The organism is Crocosphaera sp. XPORK-15E (assembly GCF_034931425.1).
Lineage (GTDB): Bacteria > Cyanobacteriota > Cyanobacteriia > Cyanobacteriales > Microcystaceae > UHCC-0190.
This window is the reverse complement of record NZ_JAYGHQ010000009.1, coordinates 53,589-77,035: the sequence shown is the minus strand read 5'-3', so window position 1 is coordinate 77,035 and position 23,447 is coordinate 53,589. Positions and strand designations below refer to the sequence as shown.

Genomic DNA, 23,447 nt, shown 5'->3' with positions numbered 1-23,447 from the left:
TTACTTTTTAGCTTCTAAATTAGCAAGACGACTTTGCAATTCTTGATTTTCTTGTTTAAGTTTTTCAATCTCATCTCGTAGGGACTGAATACCTTTATCTGACCCTAATTTTTTCTGGACTTTCTTGATAGCTTCTTCTGCTTTTCTTTTCACTCGTCCGTCAGGGGTTCTTTCTGCTAAACTTTGTAAAATACTGATAGCTTTTGGGGTTTCCATTTGTCCTAATGCGGTGGTTACAGAAACTTGAGTTAAAAAGAAACTTTCTTGAGAAATAGCATCTAATTGTTCGAGAATTTCTTCAACTTTATTGGGGGTTTGTCCAGTAGAAACTGTTCCTAATGCACGAATAGCAGCTAACCGTAAAGCTTGGGGAATTCCTAATTTGGTATACTCAGCAATAATATCAACTGCAACTGGATCGTTTTTTAGGTTACTTAACCCACTAATTGCCCCTGATCTTACCACTTCATTCCAACCAGAACGGGTTTCTAAAACTTTTTTTAATAAGTTAATAACCTCTGTTGTTTTGTCTTTCAATGTTCCCGATAAAATTGACCCTAAACTACTCGCTGTTGCTGCTTCACAATAATAACTTTTGTCTTCTGTTTCTAAGCAAGATTTTAGGGTTTGATAGCAATGGTTGTTTTTTATATTACTTAAGCTTTCAATCACCGCACGACGGACTTTTAAATTATTATCAGATAGGCCCTTTGTTAATGCTTCTCCTGCTTGATCTAACTGGATTTTTCCTAACTGTTTAGCTGCTTCAAATCTTACTCCCCAAAAGTTATCTTGAGTTAAGGCTTCTTCTAGTGCTTTAATAGCTTCTAGGTTGCCTTTTTTTCCTAATGCAATGGCTGCATAAATTCGAGAAACAGGATCAGTATCATATTTTAGTTGTGCCTTTAATTCGGCAATAGGATAATCTAATTCTACGGTTTTTAAGAAGTAATTACCCACATCAAAACTAATAAATTCTGGTTTTCTTTCTAAGGGAATATAAAAAGTTTGTTGCTTCTCATGAAGACGTAAGGTAAAGGTTTTTATTGTGGTATTGCTGTAACCAAAACCAATGGGTAGTTTTAGATCGAAAATGTCTTTATTCTTACCATTATCTGTGTCTTTTACTTGAGTTTGAGTAATGGTTATTTTACCCAAATTATTATCATTATCCCAACTATAAGAAATCTTATAATCAGGATGACCACCTCGAAAAACATATTGATCAAACAAAAATAATAAATTATAGCCTGTCGATTTTTCAATTGCCCTTAATAAGTCAATGGTTTCGACTGTTTTGTGGGCGTTTTCATTAACAAAAGTATGAATGGCTTTATCAAATAATTCTTCTCCTAAAATTCCGCGAATCATGTGATAAACACAAGCACCTTTTTCATACAAATGGCGGTCATATAATTCGATAGCTTCTCGATAAATATTGGTAACAATGGGACGACGATAACGAGATGAATCTTCTTCTAAATAACTTCTTGCTTCTTTTAATAAATAGTAAGAAGCGTCATCTTTTCCGTATTCATTTTCTGTCCATAATACCTCAGAATAAGAAGCCATTCCTTCTTTGATCCAAGCGTGTGACCAATGTTTAATAACGACTAAATCACCAAACCATTGATGAGCTAATTCATGGGCGACTAAACTCTCTGTCCCAGCATTATCAAGGGCAGCTTTTTCATCTAATAAACAACGATCTGTTAATAAGGTAGTTGAGGTGTTTTCCATTCCTCCAAAAATGAAGTCATCTACACAGACTTGGGCATATTTAGGATAGGGATAAGGATAACCAAATTTATTAGAAAAATACTCAATCATTTGGGGAGTTTTGCCCATGCTTATTTTACCTTGTTCTTCCCTTCCTTTTTCTACATAATAGGTAACAGGAATACCCTTCCATTCGTCTTTAATTTCGCTAAATTCTCCCACTGCTAAAGTCATTAAGTAAGTAGGATGTATTTGTTCCTGTGACCAATGATAAATAGTCTCATTTTTAACAGTTTCTTGGTTAATTAATTTTCCATTAGAAATGGCTATAAAGTTGTTAGGAACCCTGACTTTAATTTCGGAGGTTGCAAGCTGTCCAGGATAGTCAAAACAAGGAAACCAAAAGCGGGAATCTTCATCTTCTCCTTGTGTCCAAACCTGGGTTGGTTTATTAGGATAATGTTCATCTGGCCCCACAAAATAAAGACCCCTTTGCGGTTGTTCAACTTGATAATTAATGGCAATATTAATGGGTTTTTCTGTGGTAGGTTGTAAGAGGTTAATTGTTAACTGTTCTCGGTTATAATCAAAGGGTTGACTAATTTGATTTATTAAAACAGATTGAATGTTTAAATCAACAGCATCAAGAATTAATTGATTAATTCCAGGACGCACGGGGGTTAAGGTAATGGTACAAGTTCCTTCAAATTTTTTCTGAGGAATATCTAAGGATAAGTCAAGAAAGATATGATTAACCTGTCCACAACGATCAGGGTTATAATGGGGTTTTGCACCAGGCAATTCAAATTTGCGGTTATTATCTTCGCTATCAAAGTTTTTAATACTCATAACCCTGACTCTTTCCTTGTATTTTAGCGTAATTTATTTTGCGTCTGTTATATTATAACCTGAGAATGTTTGAAACAGATCATAAAAAATCATGAGTGAACATCTAGCATATTTTATGTCAAACGGCAATAAAGTTAAAGGAACTTTAACTTTACCAGACGGCATCAATAAACCTCCTGTTTGTTTATTTATTGGGGGATCATTCCCTCAAACCCGTGATGGTAATTTAGATAACTCAAAAACCGATTTTTTTCCTGTTCCCTTACCCCAAAGAAACTTATTTAAAGATGAAGCAAAAATCTTTCAAGCTCTCGGAATTGCGACCTTTAGATATGATAAACGAGGCTGTGGAGAAAGTGAAGGAGATTGTAAAGATGTTAGCTTATTGGACTTGTTAGATGATGCTAGAGAAGCCTTAAACTGGTTAAAACAATTACCAGAGATTGATCATAATAAAATTGGTGTTTTAGGGCAGAGTGAAGGGGCGTTTATTGCTTTAATGTTAGCCTCTGAAAGCTCTGATATCTCTTTTTATATTTGGCAAGGCGGTATTTATCATGACTTAGAATATATTTTAACTTGGCAACGAGATAATTTTTGGAAATTAGAGCAAGAAACAATCAATAATTTAAAAGAAATTTTCCCTTTAATTTATTGGGTTTATGTTGACTTGGATCAATTATTTCAACAAGCAAAACAAGGAAACAATTATTATAAATTAGGGGATGAAACTTGGTCACAAGACTTTTATCTTCCTCTCTGGAAAGAACATCTAGAATATCCTCCCCATAGCTTTATTCATCAAATAAAATGTCCTGTTTTATTGTTACATGGAGAATTAGATCATAATACTCCACCTACTGAAGCTTTATTAACACAAAAAGCCTTAATAGAAGCGGGAAATATTCAGGTTACAACTCATATTTTTCCAGGGTTAGATCATAGTTTTAGAAGATTAGGGACACCAGATGAAGATTTTATTACCGCTATGAAACGGCCCCTTGATCCTGTCCTTTCCCAAGCTATAATAAAATGGTTAACAGATAATGACTTAACCCAATGAATGAACAACAGTTAAATGATATTAGACAAAAAATTGTTGACTTATCTCTGGAATATCAAAAACAAGATGATTTTACAGGATGGTTTGATGTAATTTATCAAGAATCATCTGGTAATACGGATCAAATTCCTTGGGCAAAAATGAGTCATCATCCTGCCTTGGAAAACTGGTTAGAAACATCTGATATTTCTCAAAAAAAAGCCTTAGTTATTGGCTGTGGATTAGGAGATGATGCAGAAATATTAGCGAATAAAGGTGCAAGTGTTACCGCTTTTGATATTGCTCCCACTGCTATTGAATGGTGTAAAAAACGTTTTCCTAATTCTTCCGTTAATTACTTAGTTGCTGATTTATTAGCTTTAGATGCTAGTTGGCAAAACAGCTTTGATCTGATCTTTGAATCAAAAACGATTCAAGCCTTACCCTTAAGCATTAGAAAGCAAGTCATAGCAGCGATCGCATCTTTAATTAAACCAGGAGGAACCCTATTAATTATGACAAGAATTAGAGCAACAGAAGACACCCCAGAGGGGCCACCTTGGCCAGTTTCAGCATTAGAATTATCCCAATTTCATCAATTAGGCTATAAAGAAATTTCTCGAACCCCTTACCATGATGTTAATAATCCATCCGTTGAACAAGTTTTGATTGAGTATCAACGAATTAATTAATAGTATGAATAATCGCCCTTATACCGTTGTTTTGCTCGTTCCGACAGGCATTGGGGCTGCTATTGGAGGTTATGCAGGAGATGCCTTACCCGTTGCGCGGGCTATCTCACAAATCTGCGATCGCCTGATCACTCATCCCAATGTTCTCAACGGGGCCCAACTTTACTGGCCCCTACCTAACACTTATTATGTCGAAGGCTATGGACTCGATCGCTTTGCCCAAGGAAAATGGGGACTGCAAAGCGTACATCAAAACCGCGTTGGCCTCATTTTAGACCAAGCGATCGAACCCGACTTAAAAACCCGCCATCTCCAAGCTGCGGAAGCCACCAGAGCGACCCTAGGACTCGATTTAACCGATTATATTGTAACTGATGCCCCTTTAAACGTCGAACTCCGTACAGCCCATTCTGGGGCAAGTTGGGGAACCATTGGCAACCCCGACAGCTTATTGAGGGCCGCAGAAACCCTGATCACCAAAGCAGAGGCAACGGCGATCGCAGTTGTGGCCAGGTTTCCCGATGAAGTTGAGAGTCTCGTCTTAGAAAATTATCGTCATGGCCAAGGAGTTGACCCCTTAGCGGGTGCAGAGGCTGTTATTTCTCACCTCATAGTGCGTCAATTTCGCCTTCCTGCCGCCCATGCCCCCGCCTTACGACCGCTACCACTTGATCCCACCATTTCACCCCGTGCAGCGGCTGAAGAATTGGGCTATACATTTTTACCCTGTGTCTTGGTGGGGTTAAGTCGCGCCCCTCAGTTTTGTACCGAACGTTCAGTCGGGGAAATTTGGACAGAGGCTGTGGATGCGGTGGTGATTCCTGAGACAGCTTGTGGGGGAAGTGCTATGCTGAGTTTTAGTCAACATAATGCCCGCATCATCGCCGTTACGGACAATCAGACTCAACTTCATGTTACCCCTGAATCTCTAGGAATTGAGGCAATTAAGGTACACTCGTATTTGGAGGCGTTAGGTGTTTTAGTAGCTCATCGGGCTGGCATTAGTGTCGATGCTTTGCGTCCTCAAATATCCTCTTTAGCGTGTTTGTCTCAAACCTGTGAGTAATCAGAATTCATCCGATATCGAACCCTTAACCCGTACTCAAATTTTAGTGGTGATGGGAGTAACTGCCATCATTTTATTAATCATTGCCAAAGTCTGGCAAAGGTTGGGATCAGTTGCTTTATTAGAAGTAGAATTAACGAGCCAAGCTTTCTTATTTGGCATGGGCTTATCTGGGGGAATTATTGTGGCCAGTAGTTTAATTTATCGACTCTGGCCAGCTTATCGTCAAAGTGCTGATTCCTATTTAGAATTAGTGATTAAACCCTTAGTTTGGCCTGATTTAATTTGGTTGGGTTTATTGCCTGGTTTAAGTGAAGAATTGTTATTCCGTGGGGTGATGTTACCCGCTTTGGGTTTTGATTTATTAGCAGTTATTGTCTCAAGTATGGTGTTTGGGGTACTTCATTTAAGTGGAGTTCAACAATGGCCTTATGTTGTCTGGGCGACTGTTGTTGGTTTTGCTTTAGGTTATAGTGCCTTAGTTACAGGTAATTTAGCGATTCCCATTGTAGCCCATATTATTACTAATTGGGTATCAAGTAGTTTGTGGAAACTGGGAAAAAGCCAGGGTGATGTTGTTTCTTAATTGGTGAAGATTTATCCTATGGAAGTACAATTTAGAGAGTTTAATCCTTTTGATTTATGGATTTGGTTGGAGTTTGAAACGACTCCTTCTTCTATGGAACAACAATATATAGAGGAGGTGTTTAATTCCTGGTTTTATTTGGGCAAATTAGGGGCTTTTAACGCAGAAAATCTGCAAGTACAAGATATGGGGGTTGATATTAGTTATATGGAATATAACATAGAGATGTCTGATCATATTATGATGGCCCCCATGCACAATATGGCAGAATTTCAGTATGAAGGAACTTGGGGAAGGTGTTGGTTTGATTTGGGAACCAGTGATTTAATTTCTCTGGATATTTTAATTAATTCTCTCAATCAATTAAGCAAGGAATATGTCAACATTAATAAGTTAATTATTGGGGGAGAAAATGAAGATTGGAGGGTTGATCGTAGACAAGATGCGATGTTTTCTGATAATTAATTTTAGTTAAAAGATCATAATGAAATAGATCAATTATGTTATAGATAAATTGTTTCCAATGGATAATCATCAACTTCAATTATTTGAACAAACACAAGCAACTAATCAACGAAAGCAGGGAGGAAAATCAACATCTCAAGTTGTTGTTTCTGCTTATGTTGGCACAAGTGCTGAAATTTTTCCAGAAATTCTATCCCTTCACCTTCCTCTTGGTTCAATTGTCGCCGATGTTACTTATGGAAAAGGAGTATTTTGGCGCAATATTCCTCATGAACTTTATCAAATAAAAGCGACTGATATTGCAACTGGTGTTGATTGTCGTCAGTTGCCTTATGATAATGATTCAATTGATTGTGTTGTTTTAGATCCTCCTTATATGGAGGGATTTTATCGTCAAAAAGGAGAAAAAGCAGGTTGTGGTAGTCATCATACTTTTAGAGAAGCTTATTCTCATGGAAATGAACAAAATTGTGATACTCAGCATCAAGGAACCCCAAAATGGCACGGTGCTGTAACGGATATGTATTTTCGTGCTGGAATAGAAGCTTATCGTGTCTTGAAAAAACAGGGAATTTTAATTATTAAATGCCAAGATGAAGTTAGTGCTGGAAAACAGTGGTTAACTCATGTTGAGATTATTAATCAATATGAATCCTATGGATTTTATACTAAAGATTTATTTATTTTAGTCCGTAATAATAAACCGAATATTAGTCGTTTAAAAAAGCAAAAACACGCTAGAAAAAATCATTCTTATTTTATTGTCTTTGTAAAAAAGCATTAAATTATTCCTGATTAATGTGACTTTCCAATAAAGGTATTATGTCAAGATAAAATGGAGGTTTAGGAGGAAACGTTACAGGTATTAAAGAAGCTATAAGATGACTTCTTTGTAAACTTGGATTAGTTTCAATTAATTGATTTAAGTCTTCACGACTAATATCCCAAAGGTCAAGAATTCCCATCTTTTAACTGCCTAATAAATTCATAGGGATCAATCATAAGAGCATCAGCAATGTCTAAAAATTCAATTAAGTCTAGTCGTCTTTCTCCCCGTTCATACTTAGAAATGTAAGATTGTGGTTTACCTAATTTTTTGGCTAATTCTACTTGAGTGATGTTCTTTTCAAGACGAGCTTGAATCAGCAATTCTCGAAAACGTCTATATCTCGGACTAAAAATCAAAGTCATTTAAGGTGACTTAAAGCTCTATGATGACTATGTTTTAATTTAATAACCTTTTTGGGAATATACCAAAATAGGATATTGGTTGACAGCAGAAGGAATTAGAACTAACTGAAGTTTTTTTAAAGCAAAAATGACATGGAAAACCCAACCCAAAAAAGTAGGGAAAACCGCCTTAACCTTTACATTAACCCAGATTACAATAGCAATATAATGAACTATAGATATTTCTAACAATGCAACCCACTAACCCCAATCAATTTACCGAAAAAGCTTGGGAAGCGATAGTCCGAACCCCCGATATTGCCAAGCAAAATAGTCATCAACAAATTGAAACCGAACACTTAATGAAATCTCTCTTAGAACAAGAGGGACTTGCTATCAGTATTTTTAATAAAGCTAACATTAGTGTTCAAAAATTACGGGATAGAACAGATGATTTTATTCGTCGTCAACCCAAAGTATCTAACCCTGGTGAATCTGTTTATTTAGGACGCAGTTTAGACAGTCTTCTTGACAAAAGTGAACAGTTTCGGAAAGAATTTGAAGATGACTATATTTCCATTGAACATCTTTTGTTAGCCTATGCAAAAGATGACCATTTTGGTAAAAATTTATTCAAGGAATTTGGTCTAACAGAAGCTAACTTAAAAGACATAATTAAAGAAATCCGAGGCAATCAAAAAGTGACCGATCAAAACCCCGAAGGAAAATATGAATCCTTAGAAAAATATGGGCGAGATTTGACCCAATTAGCCAGAGAAGGTAAACTAGATCCAGTCATTGGTAGGGATGATGAAATTCGTCGAACCATTCAAATTTTATCCCGTAGAACCAAAAATAATCCTGTTTTAATTGGGGAACCTGGAGTCGGTAAAACTGCCATTGTCGAAGGTTTAGCCCAACGAATTATTAACAGAGATGTCCCCGAATCTTTGCGGGATAGAAAGTTAATTGCTTTGGATATGGGAGCATTAATTGCCGGGGCAAAATATCGCGGAGAATTTGAAGAAAGACTGAAAGCAGTTCTCAAAGAAGTAACAGATTCCCAAGGCAATATTGTCATGTTTATTGATGAAATTCATACCGTTGTGGGAGCAGGAGCAACCCAAGGGGCCATGGATGCAGGGAACCTCTTAAAACCCATGTTAGCACGGGGAGAATTGCGCTGTATTGGAGCAACAACTCTAGATGAATATCGCAAGTATATTGAGAAAGATGCAGCCTTAGAACGGCGTTTTCAATCAGTATTAGTAGATGAACCCAATGTAGTTGATACAATTTCCATTTTACGGGGACTAAAAGAACGTTATGAAGTCCATCATGGGGTAAAAATTGCCGATACAGCAGTAGTCGCTGCGGCCATGTTATCTAACCGTTATATTAGTGATCGTTTCCTACCGGATAAAGCCATTGATTTAGTGGATGAAGCTGCTGCTAAATTGAAAATGGAAATAACCTCTAAACCAGAAGAATTAGACGAAGTTGATCGCAAGGTTCTTCAGTTAGAAATGGAACGACTTTCTTTACAAAAAGAAGAAGATAGGGCTTCCCGTGAACGGTTAGAAAAGTTAGAGAAAGAACTCGCTGATCTCAAAGAAGAACAATCTCAACTAAATGCTCAATGGCAATCGGAAAAAGAAGTCATTGATCAGATTCGCAAAGTCAAGGAAACCATTGACCAAGTTAACTTGGAAATTCAACAAGCTGAGCGAGATTACGATCTCAATAAAGCGGCTGAATTACGCTATGGTAAACTAACAGATTTACAGCGACAAGTTAAAGAACTAGAAAGCAAAATTGCCGAACGCCAAACCACAGGTAAAACCTTATTACGGGAGGAAGTATTAGAGTCAGATATTGCTGAAATCATCTCTAAATGGACAGGAATTCCCCTCAGTAAATTAATCGAATCTGAGAAAGAAAAACTATTAAATTTAGAGGAAGAACTTCACCAGAAAGTTATTGGGCAAGAAGAAGCTGTAACTGCTGTATCAGAAGCAATTCAGCGTTCTCGTGCAGGACTTTCTGATCCCAATCGTCCCACAGCAAGCTTCATTTTTTTAGGGCCAACAGGGGTCGGTAAAACAGAATTAGCAAAGGCACTTGCACAAAATCTTTTTGATACAGAAGAAGCTTTAGTTCGTATTGATATGTCCGAGTATATGGAGAAGCATAGCGTATCTCGTTTAATGGGTGCGCCTCCCGGATATGTAGGCTATGATGAAGGGGGACAATTAACCGAAGCAATTCGTCGTCGTCCCTACTCCGTTATCCTCTTTGATGAGATAGAAAAAGCCCATGCTGATGTCTTCAATGTGATGTTACAAATCCTTGATGATGGACGTTTAACTGATTCTCAAGGTCGCACTGTAGACTTTAAGAATACTATCATTATCATGACCAGTAATATCGGTTCTCAATATATTTTAGATGTCGCAGGAGACGATTCTCGTTATGATGAAATGCGTTCCCGTGTAATGGATGCAATGCGTAATAATTTCCGCCCAGAATTTCTCAACCGTATTGATGAAATGATCATCTTTCATGGGTTACAGAAGTCTCAATTACGGGAAATTGTTAAGCTACAAGTTCAACTGCTGAGAAGTCGTTTAGAAGAGCAAAAAATGTTTCTCAAATTAGCAGAAGCTGCCTTAGATTTTGTAGCAGATATCGGTTATGATCCGGTGTATGGTGCAAGACCTTTAAAACGTGCAGTACAAAAGTATTTAGAGACTTCCATTGCTAAGTCAATTCTTAAGGGAGAATTTAAAGCAGGAGACACGATCTTTGTAGATGTAGAAGATGAAAGATTGAGCTTTAAACGTTTACCTTCTGAGATGTTAACGGTTTAATCAAAAAATCCCATAATAAGGGCATAATATTATTATGCCCTTACAATTTTTTCACTGAACTGCTATTACAAATGAAAGGGAAAATGTGTTTAACTACATAGAAAAAAATCTAAAAAAAAACTATGATCTCAACCAGTATTAAATTGACATTTGAAGAATATCTTAGACAATATCCTCAAGGAGAAGGAAAATTTGAATTAATTCATGGAGAATTTGTTAAAGTGGAAGCAATCAGGGCGCATAAAAATGTTGCTAGATTCTTAGTAAAAGCTTTTGATCGAGAAAGTGAACGTCTAAAATTAGACTATATTGTTGATAAAGATATTATCATCAGAACTTTAACAAAAGAAGAACAAGAAAGGGGACGTATTCCTGATGTTAGTGTGGTAAAAGGTTCCATCTGGAATGCCAATGTTACTACTTATGGAGCAATTATTGAACCTCTTGAATTAGCTGTAGAAGTTACTTCGACTAATTGGGATGATGATTATATTGATAAATTAGATGAATATGAAAGATTAGGAATTCAAGAATATTGGATTGTGGATTATTTAGCGATTGCTTCCCGTAATTATTTAGGTAATCCCAAAGTACCCACAGTTTTTGTTTATAATCTTATTGATGGTAAATATGAAGTCAAATCTTTTCGGGAACAAGATATTATCACTTCTGCTATCTTTCCAGAATTAAAATTAACTGTAGCACATATTCTTGATGCTTCGGGAATTGGAAAAATAGGTTATTAAAACTATTAGAAATGAGGGGTAAGTTTAGTCAAAAAACTGCCCCTACAGTGTGTTTAGAATTTATTTGTTACGACGACGACGCAACCAACCTAATAAGGGTAAAACCCCTAAACCAAAGGTCATACTTGGTTCGGGAACAGATGCGGCCTCAAGCTCATCAACGGTTTGACGACAAGTTCCAGGATCATCACAGAACAAACCATCAACCCCAATACCGACTAACTGTTTTACCTCATCAGCTAATGTTTGAGGAGTTCCGTCAGCATTTAAGGTCAAAAAGACTTCTTCTGGCCGTAAAGTATAAGGATGCACCACTAAACCAGCAGCATGAGCATCATCAACAAAGGGTGTAACTTCTCCCGTTAATTGGCTGGTAATTTGGGCATTTCCGTCCCCATTTCCATCGACAGGAGGAATAGAAATACGAGGTAAAAGACTGTTTTTCCAAGGGCCAACTCCTTCCGCATAAGTATCACCCATACACTGCAAAGTCGCAGCATTATCTAAGTTGCCATAACCCGTATTAACATCAAGTCCACCCCCTTCAGCAGTGGTAAAAACACAGCCATAAATTGCGGACAGATCTGCCCCATTTTGAGCATTGAAAAAGATATCATAGGGACGATCAAAACTACTAGCAGTAGGTAAATTAGTGGAACCATAAAGCTGTACTAAAGGAATATCAACTCCCGCATTAGGCATAATAGTATTTTGCAGTTCAATCAAGTTCGCAAACTCAAAGGACTGAATAAATACCCGATTAGGATCAGTAAAATTATTAGCAACTAAAGTATTAATTAATAGTTGTCCTAAAGAGATATTAATAGAATCTCCATCTTCTGCACCCCCGAAAAATGTTCCTTCTTCTGCAAAGAAAGTAGGATGCTTAGTTTCGGGATAAATACCAATATCTCGGCCTGTTTCTGCGCTTTTTTGATTGACTAAATCAATGATTTCTTCGAGGGTGGGAATTTCAAACATTCCATCATAAATAGTGTTACCAGGACGAGTCCCAGGAATTCTTTCTACTGCTCGTAACGTCTTTAATTCTGCTAGGGTAAAGTCCTCGGAAAAGTATCCGGTAACCATGTCTCCATCAATCATTTTTGTTGTTAAACGATCAGGAAACTTACTAGCTACATCTGTTGTTCCTGATAAGTCATTTTCATGACGTGCAATTAAGACACCATCTCTAGTGGAAACTAAGTCAGGTTCAACAAAATCTGCCCCTAAATCAATGGCTAATTCGTAAGCAGCTAAAGTGTGTTCGGGACGAAATGCACTAGCACCACGATGGCCGATAACAAGAGTGTTTGCCATAACTTTTGCAGTAGGCATGATGGACAATGTTGCTGTAACTAATAATAATACTTTTACCAAGCGAATCATCATCTCTCCTCACAATTTTTCATTAACATGATGATTCTATAGGCAAAGTTTTAAGCCTGAGTTAAGGGTAAGTAAGCATCTTATTAACAATTTATAAATAGTCACTAAGTAGAGAGAAAGTTTTACTTCTGACTTCTTTAATGCTGTCGCTGTTGGATTCTTGCAAACAATCCTAAACCCAACAAAATAGCTAAGGGTGTCGCAGTCGAGGGTTCAGGTGTAGAAGCTGCACTTATTACCTCAAATTCCTCTGCCAAGGGGATATCTCCTATCTCAAATAGATTACCTATCAAGAAATTTCTTGCCCCTAAACCATGCAAAATTGCGATCGCTGCGGCAATATCGTCTACAGGTTGTTGAGCATTGGTAGTGAAATCATTAAACGGTGCGAAAGGATTATCAGGAGTCATGGGTGCAAACGCCCCTAAAAAGTTGTTAGCTCCTGCCCAAATAACATAGAGTGCGTCAGGGTTGGCCTGCTCCCCTGGGCCAAATAAACCAGCAAAGGTATTAATTTGGTCTGTAACCCCTGGTAAATCCACAGGAAAGGGAGGATTCATCGTATTGCCCGCATTATCTTGTCCTGTCGTTGAGCCAGAAAGAGCAAAATTAATGCCACCAGTGGGATCTGTGGGTAAGTTTTGGTAGTAAGCTACCGGATTTGACACCCCTAGATCGCTGATGAGGTTTTCCCACCATAATAGATTATTAGTAAAGGCCCCAGAACTATAAAGGGGACTTCCTGCCAGGGGGCCAAAAGGGGCGATGGTTGGCGGGATCATGCCACCGGAAAAACTAAATAAATTGTTGCGATCGCTGAGACTGTCACCAAAGATAAAAATTTCATTCACCGAATCAACTACGCCCATATCAAGAGCTTCTAGAGCAACATCTGCAATGCGTCCCGCGGCTGCTGAAGTTGGGTGAGTGTTATCAATATAAACAAATTCATCAGGATTGTCACAAATACTGGTTGGCGCAATGAAAGGAGAGAGAGGAGGCCCTTGAATACAACCGGAAGTAAAATTAGTAAACTCGTTGGGAAACACATCCTTATAAAGTGTGTTGACATCAAATAGGGCAATATTGACACCAGCTAATTCTGAGTTGAGGTCGGAGATTTCCTGCTCTAATAGTAGATTAAATTGTGTCGTAATCTCATTGAGTTGGCCTGTAACATCTTGAGCTAGTATTTTCGTTGTCGGTAAGAGGCTACATAAACCAACCAAAACACTGACAATCGTGCGAGAGTGCTGCTGATTCATAATTTGGTTAAATTAACTGTCCAATTTTGCCTCTACCCTAACCCACCATTAAAAAATTTTCAACCCGTTTTAGGATTCATTTCAAAAGGAACGTACAATAATGGCAATGTCTATAAAATCTCTTATATAACCTTGTTTTTCTTTATTCTAGGTTTATTGGTTGGCATCGCTATTCTTTTGTGGAACCGTTATGCCCTAAAATCTCAACTAAAAAACGTTTTAACCGCATCGCCAGATACAGAAGATTTGTTAGGATCATTACCAACTATTTCTTTGATCAAGCGAGAAATTCTTTATCTCAAACAAGAATGCGATCGCCAACAACAAGAACTACAATTAAGACAAGAATCTTTAGATCATGCACCGATCGCCTATTTACGGGTTGACGAAGAAAATCAACTGCTTTGGTGTAACCAAAAAGCTCAAGAATTGTTACAAATTGATCGCTGGAAACCTGGACAAATTCGCCTTTTTCTGGAATTAGTCCGTTCCTACGAACTCGATCAACTGATTGAACAAACCCGTCAAACCCAAACCCCTCAAATCAATGAATGGGTGTTTTATCCTATCACTTATGCCCCTCAAAACATCACCATAGAAAATTATCAAACCAAACGCCCGATCGCTGCTTCTATCGCACTCAAAGGCTTTAGTTATCCCCTCTCTCAAGGACAAATTGAGGTATTTATTGAAAATCAACAGCCTTTGATAGAATTATCCCGTTCCCGTGATCGCGCTTTTTCCGATCTTACCCATGAATTACGCACCCCTCTAACCTCTATTTCTTTAGTTTCTGAACGGTTACAAACCCGTTTACAAGAGCCAGAGCGTCGTTGGGTTGAGCAAATGTTAAAAGAAACCCGTCGTCTTATTAGTTTAGTTAAAGATTGGTTGGATTTAAGTCAACTAGAAGAAAACCCCTATCAAACCTTGTCCCGTCAACCTTTGCAATTACGAGAAGTCATTTTATCTACCTGGCAAATCTTAGACCCCTTAGCACAACAAAAACAGATAAACTTAAACTATCAAGGACTAAATGAACTGGAATTTTTAGGCGATCACTCTCGCTTAATGCAGGTTTTTATCAATCTTTTAGATAATAGTATTAAACATAGTCCCCCTAACACAGAAATTACGATTTATGGCACAATAAATCCTGAAAATAATGCCATAGAAATTAATATTTTAGACGAAGGAGAAGGATTTTTAGAGACAGATTTACCCCATATTTTTGATCGCTTATATCGCGGTGATCCTTCTCGTACTCGTCAAGGTTCTCCAGAACAATCATTACACAAGGGAAGTGGTTTAGGACTGGCGATCGCTCAAGAAATTATTCACGCTCATGGAGGAACAATTATTGCTCAAAATCACCCAGATACAGGAGGAGCTTGGACACAAATAATTTTACCAGTAGAAATTTGAGACAAGCTACAATAAAAATGGATACTAAATCTCAGCTTAGGCTGTTATGTTAGGGATAGGTTAAGGATAAATAAAATGAACTTATCTACTCAGAATAATTATCCCGAACGTACCTACTTTGAACGATGTCTTAAACGACTCGAACAGGAAGTTTTACGAATGGGAACCTTAGTAGAGGAATCTTTTCGTCTCAGTCATAAGTCCCTATTTGAAAGAGAAATTGAGGCAGCCGAGAAAATTTCTGCTCTTGACAAACAAATCGACCGTTATTATCGCAAAATTGAACTAGATTGTGCCACATTGATGACGCTGCAATCTCCCGTTGCTCAAGATTTGCGTTTGTTGAGTGCCTTTATGCAGTTGGTAAGAGATTTAGAGCGAATTGGAGACTATGCGAAAGATCTAGGAGAAATTGCTGTAAAATTGTTTACTTATGAGCCTCATCCTTGTATGTCAGAGATAGCGGCAATGTCAGCCCATGCTCAAATGATGTTAGCAACAAGCTTAGTGGCCTTAGCAGATTTAGACGCAGGTGCCGGGCCAAGAGTTAAGGGATTAGATGACACTGTAGATGATGCCTACGAAGAACTCTATCAACTTTTAGCCTATCAGCGAGACATTAAAGGGGTAATTGAACCCTTTTTATTATTAGCCCTAGTGATTCGTCATTTAGAAAGAATGGCCGACCATTCTACTAATATTGCTCAGCGTGTTTCTTATATTGTTACTGGTCATCGGGGTTAATCACAATTAAAATCGAATTGATATATGTGTGAGGATTGTATTTATGTGGAAATTAGTTTCCCAATTGATTAAAATAACCCCGATAGCAACAGGATTATTTTTGTTTGTTGCCCAAAATACCCTGGCCCAAAGTTTGCCATCTCCTGAGTCTGAGGTTATTTCTCCTCAAGAAGCCTTAGGAATTCTGCAAAATCGTCCTGAACTAAAAACCCCCTTAAATCAAGATAATAGTAAACAGTTTACTGATGGGACTTCTGCTGCCCCTATGTCTCAAGTAACCAGTATTTCTGAGTTACAAGATGTTTCCCCCACCGACTGGGCCTATGAAGCTTTACGCAGTTTAGTAGAACGTTATGGTTGTATTGTCGGTTATCCTGACCGCACTTTCAGGGGCAACAGGGCCACCTCTCGTTGGGAATTTGCGGCGGGGTTAAATGCCTGTTTAAATACCATTGAACGGTTATTGCAGGAAAATGTAGCCGTTTTACGGGAAGATATTGAAAAGCTGAAACGGTTGGCCCAAGAATTTGAAGCCGAATTAGCGGCCCTGGGTGCAAGAGTTAGTAATTTAGAAGAACGGGTTTCTTTTCTGGAAGATCATCAATTTTCCAGCACTACCAAGTTAAATGGAGAAGTGCTATTTACCGCCTCTGCTGCTTGGGGAGAAAGGGCCTTAGACGCACGGGAACAAGATTTGTTTAATCAAGGAAGGCTTCGTGGTGAACGCCGTCGGATTGATGATAATGCGACTCTCGGCTTTCGGACTCGGCTAAATTTAGATACCAGTTTTACCGGAAAAGATCGCCTGAGAACAAGGATAGAAGCGGGAAATCTCGTAAACTATGCCAACTTTACCGGAACCGATATGGCCCGCTTGGGACACGATATCTTTAATGATGCCAATGCTCGCATTGGGGATCTCTACTATCGTTTCTCTGTAGGTAACTTAACCACTTGGGTAGGAGCTAACTCCCTTGATATTGATGACATTTTTGATGTAGGAAACCCTTTCTTAGCTAGTTCGGGAACAGGAGGCTTATCTAGGTTTATTCGTTATAATCCTCTGGTTTTTCGTGGCCCTGAAGGCATAGGAGGCGGTTTTGCCTATAAACTCTTTGATGATCTAGTGGTAATTAGAGGACTTTACCTGACAGAAAATGGGAATAGTCCAGATTTAGGAGAAGGGATGTTTAATGGTAACTATAGCGCGGGGGGTCAGCTAGGAATTTATCCCGCGGATAATCTAGATTTCACCTTTACTTATCTGCTTTCCTATTTCACGGAAGATGATGTTAATACCTCCTCTAGTAATGGAAGTTCAGTAGAAAGTAACTTCCGTACCAGTCAAACCGGCCGAGGGGTTTCGAGAGATCCCTTCTTAGGTGCAGCAACGCTGCGGGATAGCTATGGCATTCAAGGAGACTGGCGCATTAATGAGATGTTTCACCTGACTGCTTGGGGCGGTTATGCGTTGGCCCGGGCCCAAGGCGAAGATCTCAACGGTGAAAATCGTCGTGGGTTCGGTGCGGATTTGTGGACATGGAGTGCCGCCCTGTCTGTGGTAGATTTTGGCAAAGAAGGGGCTGTTTTGTCTGTGGCCGGGGGTCAATATGTTACGGCCCGTCGCATTGATGCCATTCCGGGAGATTTGGCCGTGCCTGATAAGGATACGCCCTACATCATCGAAACTCAGTACAAGTATCCCTTAAACGATAATATCTTGTTAACCCCTGGTTTCTATGTGGTTTTGCGCCCTGATGGCAATGAATTAAACAATAGTATCTGGGTGGGTGCGATTCGGACTACCTTTACGTTTTAAGGCAAAGGCTTGAGATTGAAGGTTAAAGATTAGTTAAGAGTAAAAATCTTTAATCTTAAGATTTTTCTGCTTGATGTCAACTGGAATACATGATGATTCCAGGGAAAGGGGAAAATTTTCCTTAAGAAAAAAAAACTTGCTATTTTTTAACCTTTTATTAAAAATAGACATTTAGGATAGAATTTATTAGTCTGTCCAGATTCCATGATTAAGCTGGCTTAATTCCAGGTGTGAGGATTGTATTTATGTCAACGTTATTAACGCGAATGCTGAAGTCAATGTCAGTCGCCCTAGGATTTTCCCTCCTAGTAACCCAAGGCGCAATGGCTGGCCCTAACCCTACAATTGAAGGGTCTACCGAATCGGCCCCCACTGCTGATATGATTTCCCCCGAAGAAGCTTTAGGGGTTCTGCAAAATCGTCCACAACTGAAAACTCCCTTAAACCGCGATACTAGCAAACAATTCACCGATGCTGGTTCTACTGAGTCTATGTCCCAAGTAACCAGTATTTCTGAGTTACAGGATGTTTCCCCCACGGACTGGGCTTATGAAGCTTTACGCAGTTTAGTCGAGCGTTATGGTTGTATTGTCGGTTATCCTGACCGCACCTTCCGAGGCAACCGGGCCACCTCTCGTTGGGAATTTGCGGCGGGGTTGAATGCCTGTTTAAATACCATTGAACGGTTATTACAAGAAAATGTAGCCGTTTTACGGGAAGATATTGAAAAGCTGAAACGGTTAGCCCAAGAATTTGAAGCCGAATTAGCGGCTTTGGGTGCCAGAGTTAGTAATCTCGAAGAACGGGTTTCCTTCCTCGAAGATCATCAATTTTCGACGACAACCAAATTAAGAGGGCAAGTCCTCTTTACTGCCTCCTCAGCATCAGGGGAACGGGCAATTGATTCTCGCCAACGAGATTTATTTAATCAGGGCAGACTGGGCGCAAGCACCCGTCGACGCATTGATGATAATGCGACTCTTGGGTTTCGGACTCGTCTCAATTTTGATACCAGTTTTACCGGAAAAGACCGTTTGAGAGTTCGTGTTCAATCTGGTAATATCGTCAACTACAATACGGCAACCGGAACCAACATGGCCCGCTTAGGACATGATATTCCTGAGAATGCTAACGTTGCATTGGACGATGTTTTCTATCGCTTCCCCATCGGTAACTTCACCGGTTTTGTCGGAACCAGTGCCATGGACATCGACAACATCTTTGATGTGGGCAACCCCTTCCTGCAAGAGTCGGGGACAGGTTCCTTGAATCGATTCCTGCGTTATAATCCCCTGGTTTTCCGGGGTAATGAAAACATTGGGGGCGGTTTCAACTATAGCTTGTTTGACAAGAAAGTTGTTGTCAGAGGTTTGTATTTAACGCCAACTGGAGATGGGAATAGTCCCGATCTCGGACGAGGTATGTTTAATGGTAGCTACAGTGCTGGGGGTCAGTTAGGGGTTTATCCTACAGACAGTCTAGGTCTAACCTTTACTTACCTTAACTCTTACTACGCTGAAGATCGTGTCAATACGAGTAATAGTAATGGTAGCCGTGTGGCCAGTAATCCGTTCTTAGGTGCGCCTGTCTTACAAGATAATTATGGGATTCAAGGGGACTGGCGCATCAACAAGACGTTCCACCTAACTGCTTGGGGGGGTTATGGTTTAGCCCGCGCCCAAGGAAGAGATACCAGTGGACGCGATCGCAGTGGGTTTGGTGCTGATTTATGGAACTGGAGTGCTAACCTTTCTGTCGTTGATGTCTTCAAGGAAGGGGCTGTTTTTAACGTTGCTGGCGGTCAATTTGTCACAGCCCGTCGTATTGATGCGTTTACGGGGGATTTAGCGGTTCCTGATAAGGATACCCCTTACATTGTTCAAGCCCAGTATATGTACCCTCTTAATGACAACATATTGTTAACCCCTGGTTTCTATGTGATCATCAATCCTGAAGGGGATGAGTTCACTAATAGTATCTGGGTGGGTGCTTTGCGGACTACTTTTGAGTTCTAAGACTGCTTACGTCTTGAGCTAAAATTAGTCTAATTCTGTAGGGGCAATTCATGAATTGCCCCTACTTTTTATTTTTTACAAAACCAACTCATCTAATTCACTATAATCAGGTAAGGTTGTATCAATGGATTTTCCTTGACGCAAAACAATGCGATCACTTTGATGACGGGAAAATAATTCACTAAAATAACGAGCTTTAAAAATCACTAAATCTGCACTTAAATCTACACCAATTCTTCCTAAATTGCTTAATCCCATTATCTCAGCAGGGGTTTTATTTACGCTACAAACCCAGTCATCATAAGCAGTATCTAAATGGGCAATTCTCACCGCTTCTTTTAATACTTCTAAACCATCATGATCCCCAAATCCATAAAAAGGATCTCGGCAATTATCACTAGCAAAAGCAACAGGAATTCCTGCTTTGTTTAAGCTATGAACATCAGTAATACCTCGCCAGTTTGGAGTGTGATTTGGGTTTCTATCCTGTAAATATAAATTACACATAGGTAAGCTGACAATACTAATATTGGCTTTTTTTACTAACTTAATTGTTTGGTTAATAACATCAGGAGATTGAACTGATAAACTACAACAATGACCACATAAAATCTTCCCTGTAAATTGATTTCTGATGGCTGCTTGAGCAATTTTTTGTAAACAAATTGAATTAGGATCTCCTGTTTCATCTGCATGAAAATCTAGATCTAAATTTCGTTCTTTTGCTAAACTAAAAAACCGATCTAATTGTTGATCTAACTGGGGATTCATATAAGCAACGCCCCCTAAAATTGATTGATTTTCAGCGACATAATCGGCTAATTGTTCTCCTTCATCTGTTAAAAAATAATCCAAGCCCACTAAAGAAACTGCTTGAAGTATAAGTTTATTTTGCCATTTTTTTTGTAAAAATTTAAACACCTCAAAACTTATTTTTGCCTGTTCCCCAAACGAATCTAAATGAGTTCTAATAGCAACGGTTCCCTGAGCATAACTACATTTTAATCCAAATTCCATCCGTTGATAAACATCTTCGGGTTTCCAATAGGTTTGAGCATCTTTTTTAGCCGTAATTAATGCTTGATCAAAAGTCCCTAATAAATTCGGCGATCGCTCCCAAATATGTCCCTTATCTAAATGAGTATGAAGATCAATAAATCCAGGGAAAATAATCCCTTTTTTTAGATCAATCCCAGGAAGATCTGGTAAAGTAGAATTACTCGGAAGAATTTGACTGATTTTACCTTGATAAATTTCTAGATCAATATTACATAATCCTTCTCTAGTTTGAGGAAAATTAGTCATATTTTCTAACAAACAGAAAGGAATATGAGCATTTTTGAGCCAATAGCGATCGCCTAAATTATTAAACATTTGTTGTGAGAATAAATTATATTAAAGTATACTTTTTAAGTAAGGGTTTTATAAAAGAACAAAAATTATTGTATTTCTTGAAATTCTCCTTGCAAGTATCTATGCAAGATTTCCTGACTTAAATCAACAACAGATGTACCTAGTTGATGGGCTAACCCTTGAATTTTTCGAGCATCTTCTACTGATAGCATAACTTCTATTGTTTGCCGATTTATATGACGATTTGCATACTCTCGATAACGATTAATTTCTTCAGAAAGATGATCGACGCTTTGCCATTCACCTTGTTCAACACTATCTAATATATTTTTTTCTTCTGGGTTTAGGGAGTTCATTGTTTAATTATCTCCTAAATATTTTTTGGTCATTTTACGACTAGGAATAATTGTTTTAAGAAAAATTTCCAAGTCAGTTTCTACAAAAGGAACAAGATAAACATAACTATCTAGTTGAACAATAAAAATTTTTTGATTAGGGTATTTATCAGCATTGTAATGTTGAATAACATCTAGTAGGTTGCCTTGTTGAATTAATTTTATAATATCATCAAAGGTAATTCCTCGTTCTTGCTGAAGTTGCCTGTTTTTATCCTCATTCCAGTTAAATTGTTTCATGGTTTGAAGTTTCTGCTTCAAGAATAGCAATTTTCGGGATGCACAATTTGATTGATTAATCAGATAAGCTATAGTTATGCTTTAGTTTAAAATAACCCTATCAAGAGCCATTTAGCCAATCCCTAATGTTACCTGAGTCTACCCTAAACCAACTCAAATCCGCCCTTCCTGATGGTCAACTACCCTCAAGTTATGGTGTTTACTTCAAAAATACCCTAGTTGCCCTTTGTCACGCCTTAGAAGACCATATTTTACAGAGTACCCCAGAGACTCCCGAACAATATCCCTTAGTGCTTGTCACTTTCCAACGAGGTAAATGGTATTTACAAGAGGCTGATCGTTATTATGACATTGCTCAATGTTCCCGTCATATTGCGATCGCAGCAGTGGCCGATAGTGGGTTTGAGAGTCATAAAACAGGGAAATTAGACCAGGTTTCCTTAGTTAATTTGGAAGAAGATGATCCCCTGATTCATGAATGGAATCTGATCATTTTAGCCCCAGACTATGCCGCTATGCTGCTATGTCATGAACTTTCCCCCGAAGAATATCGCGCAGATACCCAACCCCAAGTTGATACAGAGCGAAAATTCTACGGACTTTGGACATTTGATCGCACACCTGTAGAAAAGGCTGCTCAAATTTTAATCGAGGAAATGCGTCCTTATAACCCAGAATTAGCCGATAAATTAACTGAAATTCAAAGCCAAATCGCCACAATGCCTAGTGAGGGAAAAACCGATCTCAGTAGTGTTGTCTCCCGCATTGTCACCTATTTACAAACCAGTCAACAAAAATTAGTCACCATTAACCGTCAAACGCGGGAACTGGTAGACTTAGAAGGTCAGGCTCTGAGATTAAACCGCAATTTAGCCGCCAGTAAGTTACAAGCCTTTTTAAGAATGGCTCAACGGGTTGATGAAAGAGATAAAGATAATCCCATCGCCTCCCTACAGGTATCGGCCTTAGCAGAAACCCTGGGACAATTAATCGACTTACCTACCCTAAAACTCAGAAGACTCCGTTTGGCCGGTTTACTCTATCGTATCGGATTAGCAGAAGCCCCGTCAGAGGTTTTTAGACAAACCCCAAAACAATTAAACGATTCGAGTTATGCCTTTTGGCGCGATCGCTCAGTTTTAGGGGCCCACTTATTATCTACCATGCCCGAACTTGATGCTATCAAAGAGATTGTTAAACATCAATTAGAGAATTGGGATGGTAGCGGCAAACCCAATGGGTTAAAAGGGGAAGAAATTATGATAGAGGCCCGAATTTTAGGGTTAGTTGCCCACTTCCAAGAATTAACCCAACCGAGGGGCGATCGCCTTCCTCTGAGTTTAGGGGAAGCTTTAGAAAAATGTCTGGACTATCGAGATACTTGGTTTGATCCTACCTTACTCGACTCCCTGACTACGATCATTCGTCTCACGGAAATGGGGTTAATGGCGTTACCAGATAGGCCTAGTCAACTTCCCGCTATCTGGTTAGAAGAAGCGACAAAATGAAGTGCTGACTTCGACTTCGCTCAGTCAGCATTCCCTCAGTCAGCATTCCCTCAGTCAGCATTCCCTCAGTCAGCATTCCCTCAGTCAGC

21 protein-coding genes are annotated in these 23,447 nt (G+C 38.8%); 13 read left to right on the top strand and 8 right to left on the bottom strand.

The annotated features are described in order from the left end of the window. Positions 1-2,568: a M1 family metallopeptidase gene (locus VB691_RS11085; protein ID WP_323291553.1), complete on the bottom strand. Its 2,568-nt coding sequence runs from the start codon at positions 2,566-2,568 to the stop codon at positions 1-3. 91 nt (positions 2,569-2,659) lie between these two features. Here VB691_RS11085 and VB691_RS11080 point away from each other — a divergent pair, with 91 nt between their 5' ends. Genes VB691_RS11080 through VB691_RS11055 form a run of 6 tightly spaced genes read left to right on the top strand, consistent with a single transcriptional unit; the run spans position 2,660 to position 7,203 of the window. Beyond that, positions 2,660-3,631 (top strand): alpha/beta hydrolase family protein, encoded by a 972-nt coding sequence (locus VB691_RS11080; protein WP_323291552.1) that lies wholly within the window; start codon positions 2,660-2,662, stop codon positions 3,629-3,631. Beyond that, complete coding sequence (locus VB691_RS11075) at positions 3,628-4,302, top strand: class I SAM-dependent methyltransferase (protein WP_323291551.1); 675 nt, start codon at positions 3,628-3,630, stop codon at positions 4,300-4,302. The genes VB691_RS11080 and VB691_RS11075 overlap by 4 nt, the downstream gene beginning before the upstream one ends. Before the next feature lie 4 nt (positions 4,303-4,306). After that, positions 4,307-5,368: a DUF3326 domain-containing protein gene (locus VB691_RS11070; RefSeq protein WP_323291550.1), complete on the top strand. Its 1,062-nt coding sequence runs from the start codon at positions 4,307-4,309 to the stop codon at positions 5,366-5,368. After that, entirely contained in the window at positions 5,361-5,954 is a 594-nt protein-coding gene (locus VB691_RS11065) for a CPBP family intramembrane glutamic endopeptidase (protein ID WP_323291549.1), read from the top strand. Before VB691_RS11070 ends, VB691_RS11065 begins: the two co-directional genes overlap by 8 nt. An 18-nt stretch (positions 5,955-5,972) precedes the next feature. After that, the gene (locus VB691_RS11060) at positions 5,973-6,419 is read left to right on the top strand and encodes a DUF3531 family protein (protein ID WP_323291548.1); all 447 of its coding nucleotides are present in this window, start codon (positions 5,973-5,975) and stop codon (positions 6,417-6,419) included. 58 nt (positions 6,420-6,477) lie between these two features. Continuing rightward, positions 6,478-7,203: a DNA methyltransferase gene (locus tag VB691_RS11055; protein ID WP_323291547.1), complete on the top strand. Its 726-nt coding sequence runs from the start codon at positions 6,478-6,480 to the stop codon at positions 7,201-7,203. Between the two features lies 1 nt (position 7,204). Here the strand turns inward: VB691_RS11055 and VB691_RS11050 are convergent, their stop codons facing one another. Next, complete coding sequence (locus tag VB691_RS11050) at positions 7,205-7,384, bottom strand: hypothetical protein (protein ID WP_323291546.1); 180 nt, start codon at positions 7,382-7,384, stop codon at positions 7,205-7,207. Then, positions 7,371-7,610: a helix-turn-helix transcriptional regulator gene (locus VB691_RS11045; protein WP_323291545.1), complete on the bottom strand. Its 240-nt coding sequence runs from the start codon at positions 7,608-7,610 to the stop codon at positions 7,371-7,373. The genes VB691_RS11050 and VB691_RS11045 overlap by 14 nt, the downstream gene beginning before the upstream one ends. 230 nt (positions 7,611-7,840) lie before the next feature. On the opposite strand from VB691_RS11045, the gene clpB reads away from it, so the two are divergent. Next, entirely contained in the window at positions 7,841-10,459 is a 2,619-nt protein-coding gene (gene clpB, locus VB691_RS11040) for an ATP-dependent chaperone ClpB (protein WP_323291544.1), read from the top strand. A gap of 122 nt (positions 10,460-10,581) precedes the next feature. Further along, the gene (locus tag VB691_RS11035; protein ID WP_323291543.1) at positions 10,582-11,205 is read left to right on the top strand and encodes a Uma2 family endonuclease; all 624 of its coding nucleotides are present in this window, start codon (positions 10,582-10,584) and stop codon (positions 11,203-11,205) included. Between the two features lie 60 nt (positions 11,206-11,265). Here the strand turns inward: VB691_RS11035 and VB691_RS11030 are convergent, their stop codons facing one another. Both VB691_RS11030 and VB691_RS11025 read right to left on the bottom strand, forming a co-directional pair. After that, positions 11,266-12,597, bottom strand: coding sequence for a glycerophosphodiester phosphodiesterase family protein (locus VB691_RS11030; RefSeq protein ID WP_323291542.1), 1,332 nt, complete (start codon positions 12,595-12,597; stop codon positions 11,266-11,268). Positions 12,598-12,731: 134 nt separating this feature from the next. Next, positions 12,732-13,859, bottom strand: coding sequence for an SGNH/GDSL hydrolase family protein (locus tag VB691_RS11025; protein WP_323291541.1), 1,128 nt, complete (start codon positions 13,857-13,859; stop codon positions 12,732-12,734). A gap of 126 nt (positions 13,860-13,985) precedes the next feature. Between VB691_RS11025 and VB691_RS11020 the strand changes: the two genes are divergently transcribed. From VB691_RS11020 to VB691_RS11005, 4 genes are all read left to right on the top strand, one after another. Further along, positions 13,986-15,284, top strand: coding sequence for a sensor histidine kinase (locus tag VB691_RS11020; protein ID WP_323291779.1), 1,299 nt, complete (start codon positions 13,986-13,988; stop codon positions 15,282-15,284). Between the two features lie 75 nt (positions 15,285-15,359). Continuing rightward, entirely contained in the window at positions 15,360-16,028 is a 669-nt protein-coding gene (gene phoU / locus VB691_RS11015; RefSeq protein ID WP_323291540.1) for a phosphate signaling complex protein PhoU, read from the top strand. 43 nt (positions 16,029-16,071) lie between these two features. Further along, positions 16,072-17,847 carry an iron uptake porin gene (locus VB691_RS11010; protein ID WP_323291539.1) on the top strand — a complete coding sequence of 592 codons (1,776 nt, stop codon included), beginning with the start codon at positions 16,072-16,074 and terminating at the stop codon, positions 17,845-17,847. 245 nt (positions 17,848-18,092) lie between these two features. Further along, positions 18,093-19,862, top strand: coding sequence for an iron uptake porin (locus VB691_RS11005; RefSeq protein ID WP_416244986.1), 1,770 nt, complete (start codon positions 18,093-18,095; stop codon positions 19,860-19,862). A gap of 75 nt (positions 19,863-19,937) precedes the next feature. Here VB691_RS11005 and VB691_RS11000 read toward each other — a convergent pair whose 3' ends face one another. From VB691_RS11000 to VB691_RS10990, 3 genes are all read right to left on the bottom strand, one after another. Then, positions 19,938-21,236 (bottom strand): cytosine deaminase, encoded by a 1,299-nt coding sequence (locus VB691_RS11000; RefSeq protein ID WP_323291538.1) that lies wholly within the window; start codon positions 21,234-21,236, stop codon positions 19,938-19,940. Positions 21,237-21,301: 65 nt separating this feature from the next. Continuing rightward, positions 21,302-21,571 carry a hypothetical protein gene (locus VB691_RS10995; protein ID WP_323291537.1) on the bottom strand — a complete coding sequence of 90 codons (270 nt, stop codon included), beginning with the start codon at positions 21,569-21,571 and terminating at the stop codon, positions 21,302-21,304. A 3-nt stretch (positions 21,572-21,574) separates the two neighbouring features. Continuing rightward, positions 21,575-21,850, bottom strand: a complete 276-nt coding sequence (locus VB691_RS10990; protein WP_323291536.1) for a BrnT family toxin — start codon at positions 21,848-21,850, stop codon at positions 21,575-21,577. A 125-nt stretch (positions 21,851-21,975) separates the two neighbouring features. Between VB691_RS10990 and VB691_RS10985 the strand changes: the two genes are divergently transcribed. Further along, a complete protein-coding gene (locus VB691_RS10985) occupies positions 21,976-23,358 on the top strand; it encodes an HD domain-containing phosphohydrolase (protein ID WP_323291535.1) in 1,383 nt (460 codons plus the stop codon). Positions 23,359-23,447 lie beyond the last annotated feature (89 nt).

Excerpts from the sequence above, each read along its gene's own strand:
- VB691_RS11085 (WP_323291553.1), bottom strand. The coding sequence starts at position 2,568 with ATGAGTATTAAAAACTTTGATAGCGAAGATAATAACCGCAAATTTGAA.
- VB691_RS11080 (WP_323291552.1), top strand. The coding sequence starts at position 2,660 with ATGAGTGAACATCTAGCATATTTTATGTCAAACGGCAATAAAGTTAAA.
- VB691_RS11075 (WP_323291551.1), top strand. The coding sequence starts at position 3,628 with ATGAATGAACAACAGTTAAATGATATTAGACAAAAAATTGTTGACTTA.
- VB691_RS11070 (WP_323291550.1), top strand. The coding sequence starts at position 4,307 with ATGAATAATCGCCCTTATACCGTTGTTTTGCTCGTTCCGACAGGCATT.
- VB691_RS11060 (WP_323291548.1), top strand. The coding sequence starts at position 5,973 with ATGGAAGTACAATTTAGAGAGTTTAATCCTTTTGATTTATGGATTTGG.
- VB691_RS11055 (WP_323291547.1), top strand. The coding sequence starts at position 6,478 with ATGGATAATCATCAACTTCAATTATTTGAACAAACACAAGCAACTAAT.
- VB691_RS11050 (WP_323291546.1), bottom strand. The coding sequence starts at position 7,384 with ATGGGAATTCTTGACCTTTGGGATATTAGTCGTGAAGACTTAAATCAA.
- VB691_RS11045 (WP_323291545.1), bottom strand. The coding sequence starts at position 7,610 with ATGACTTTGATTTTTAGTCCGAGATATAGACGTTTTCGAGAATTGCTG.
- clpB (WP_323291544.1), top strand. The coding sequence starts at position 7,841 with ATGCAACCCACTAACCCCAATCAATTTACCGAAAAAGCTTGGGAAGCG.
- VB691_RS11035 (WP_323291543.1), top strand. The coding sequence starts at position 10,582 with ATGATCTCAACCAGTATTAAATTGACATTTGAAGAATATCTTAGACAA.
- VB691_RS11030 (WP_323291542.1), bottom strand. The coding sequence starts at position 12,597 with ATGATGATTCGCTTGGTAAAAGTATTATTATTAGTTACAGCAACATTG.
- VB691_RS11025 (WP_323291541.1), bottom strand. The coding sequence starts at position 13,859 with ATGAATCAGCAGCACTCTCGCACGATTGTCAGTGTTTTGGTTGGTTTA.
- phoU (WP_323291540.1), top strand. The coding sequence starts at position 15,360 with ATGAACTTATCTACTCAGAATAATTATCCCGAACGTACCTACTTTGAA.
- VB691_RS11010 (WP_323291539.1), top strand. The coding sequence starts at position 16,072 with ATGTGGAAATTAGTTTCCCAATTGATTAAAATAACCCCGATAGCAACA.
- VB691_RS11005 (WP_416244986.1), top strand. The coding sequence starts at position 18,093 with ATGTCAACGTTATTAACGCGAATGCTGAAGTCAATGTCAGTCGCCCTA.
- VB691_RS11000 (WP_323291538.1), bottom strand. The coding sequence starts at position 21,236 with ATGTTTAATAATTTAGGCGATCGCTATTGGCTCAAAAATGCTCATATT.
- VB691_RS10995 (WP_323291537.1), bottom strand. The coding sequence starts at position 21,571 with ATGAACTCCCTAAACCCAGAAGAAAAAAATATATTAGATAGTGTTGAA.
- VB691_RS10990 (WP_323291536.1), bottom strand. The coding sequence starts at position 21,850 with ATGAAACAATTTAACTGGAATGAGGATAAAAACAGGCAACTTCAGCAA.
- VB691_RS10985 (WP_323291535.1), top strand. The coding sequence starts at position 21,976 with ATGTTACCTGAGTCTACCCTAAACCAACTCAAATCCGCCCTTCCTGAT.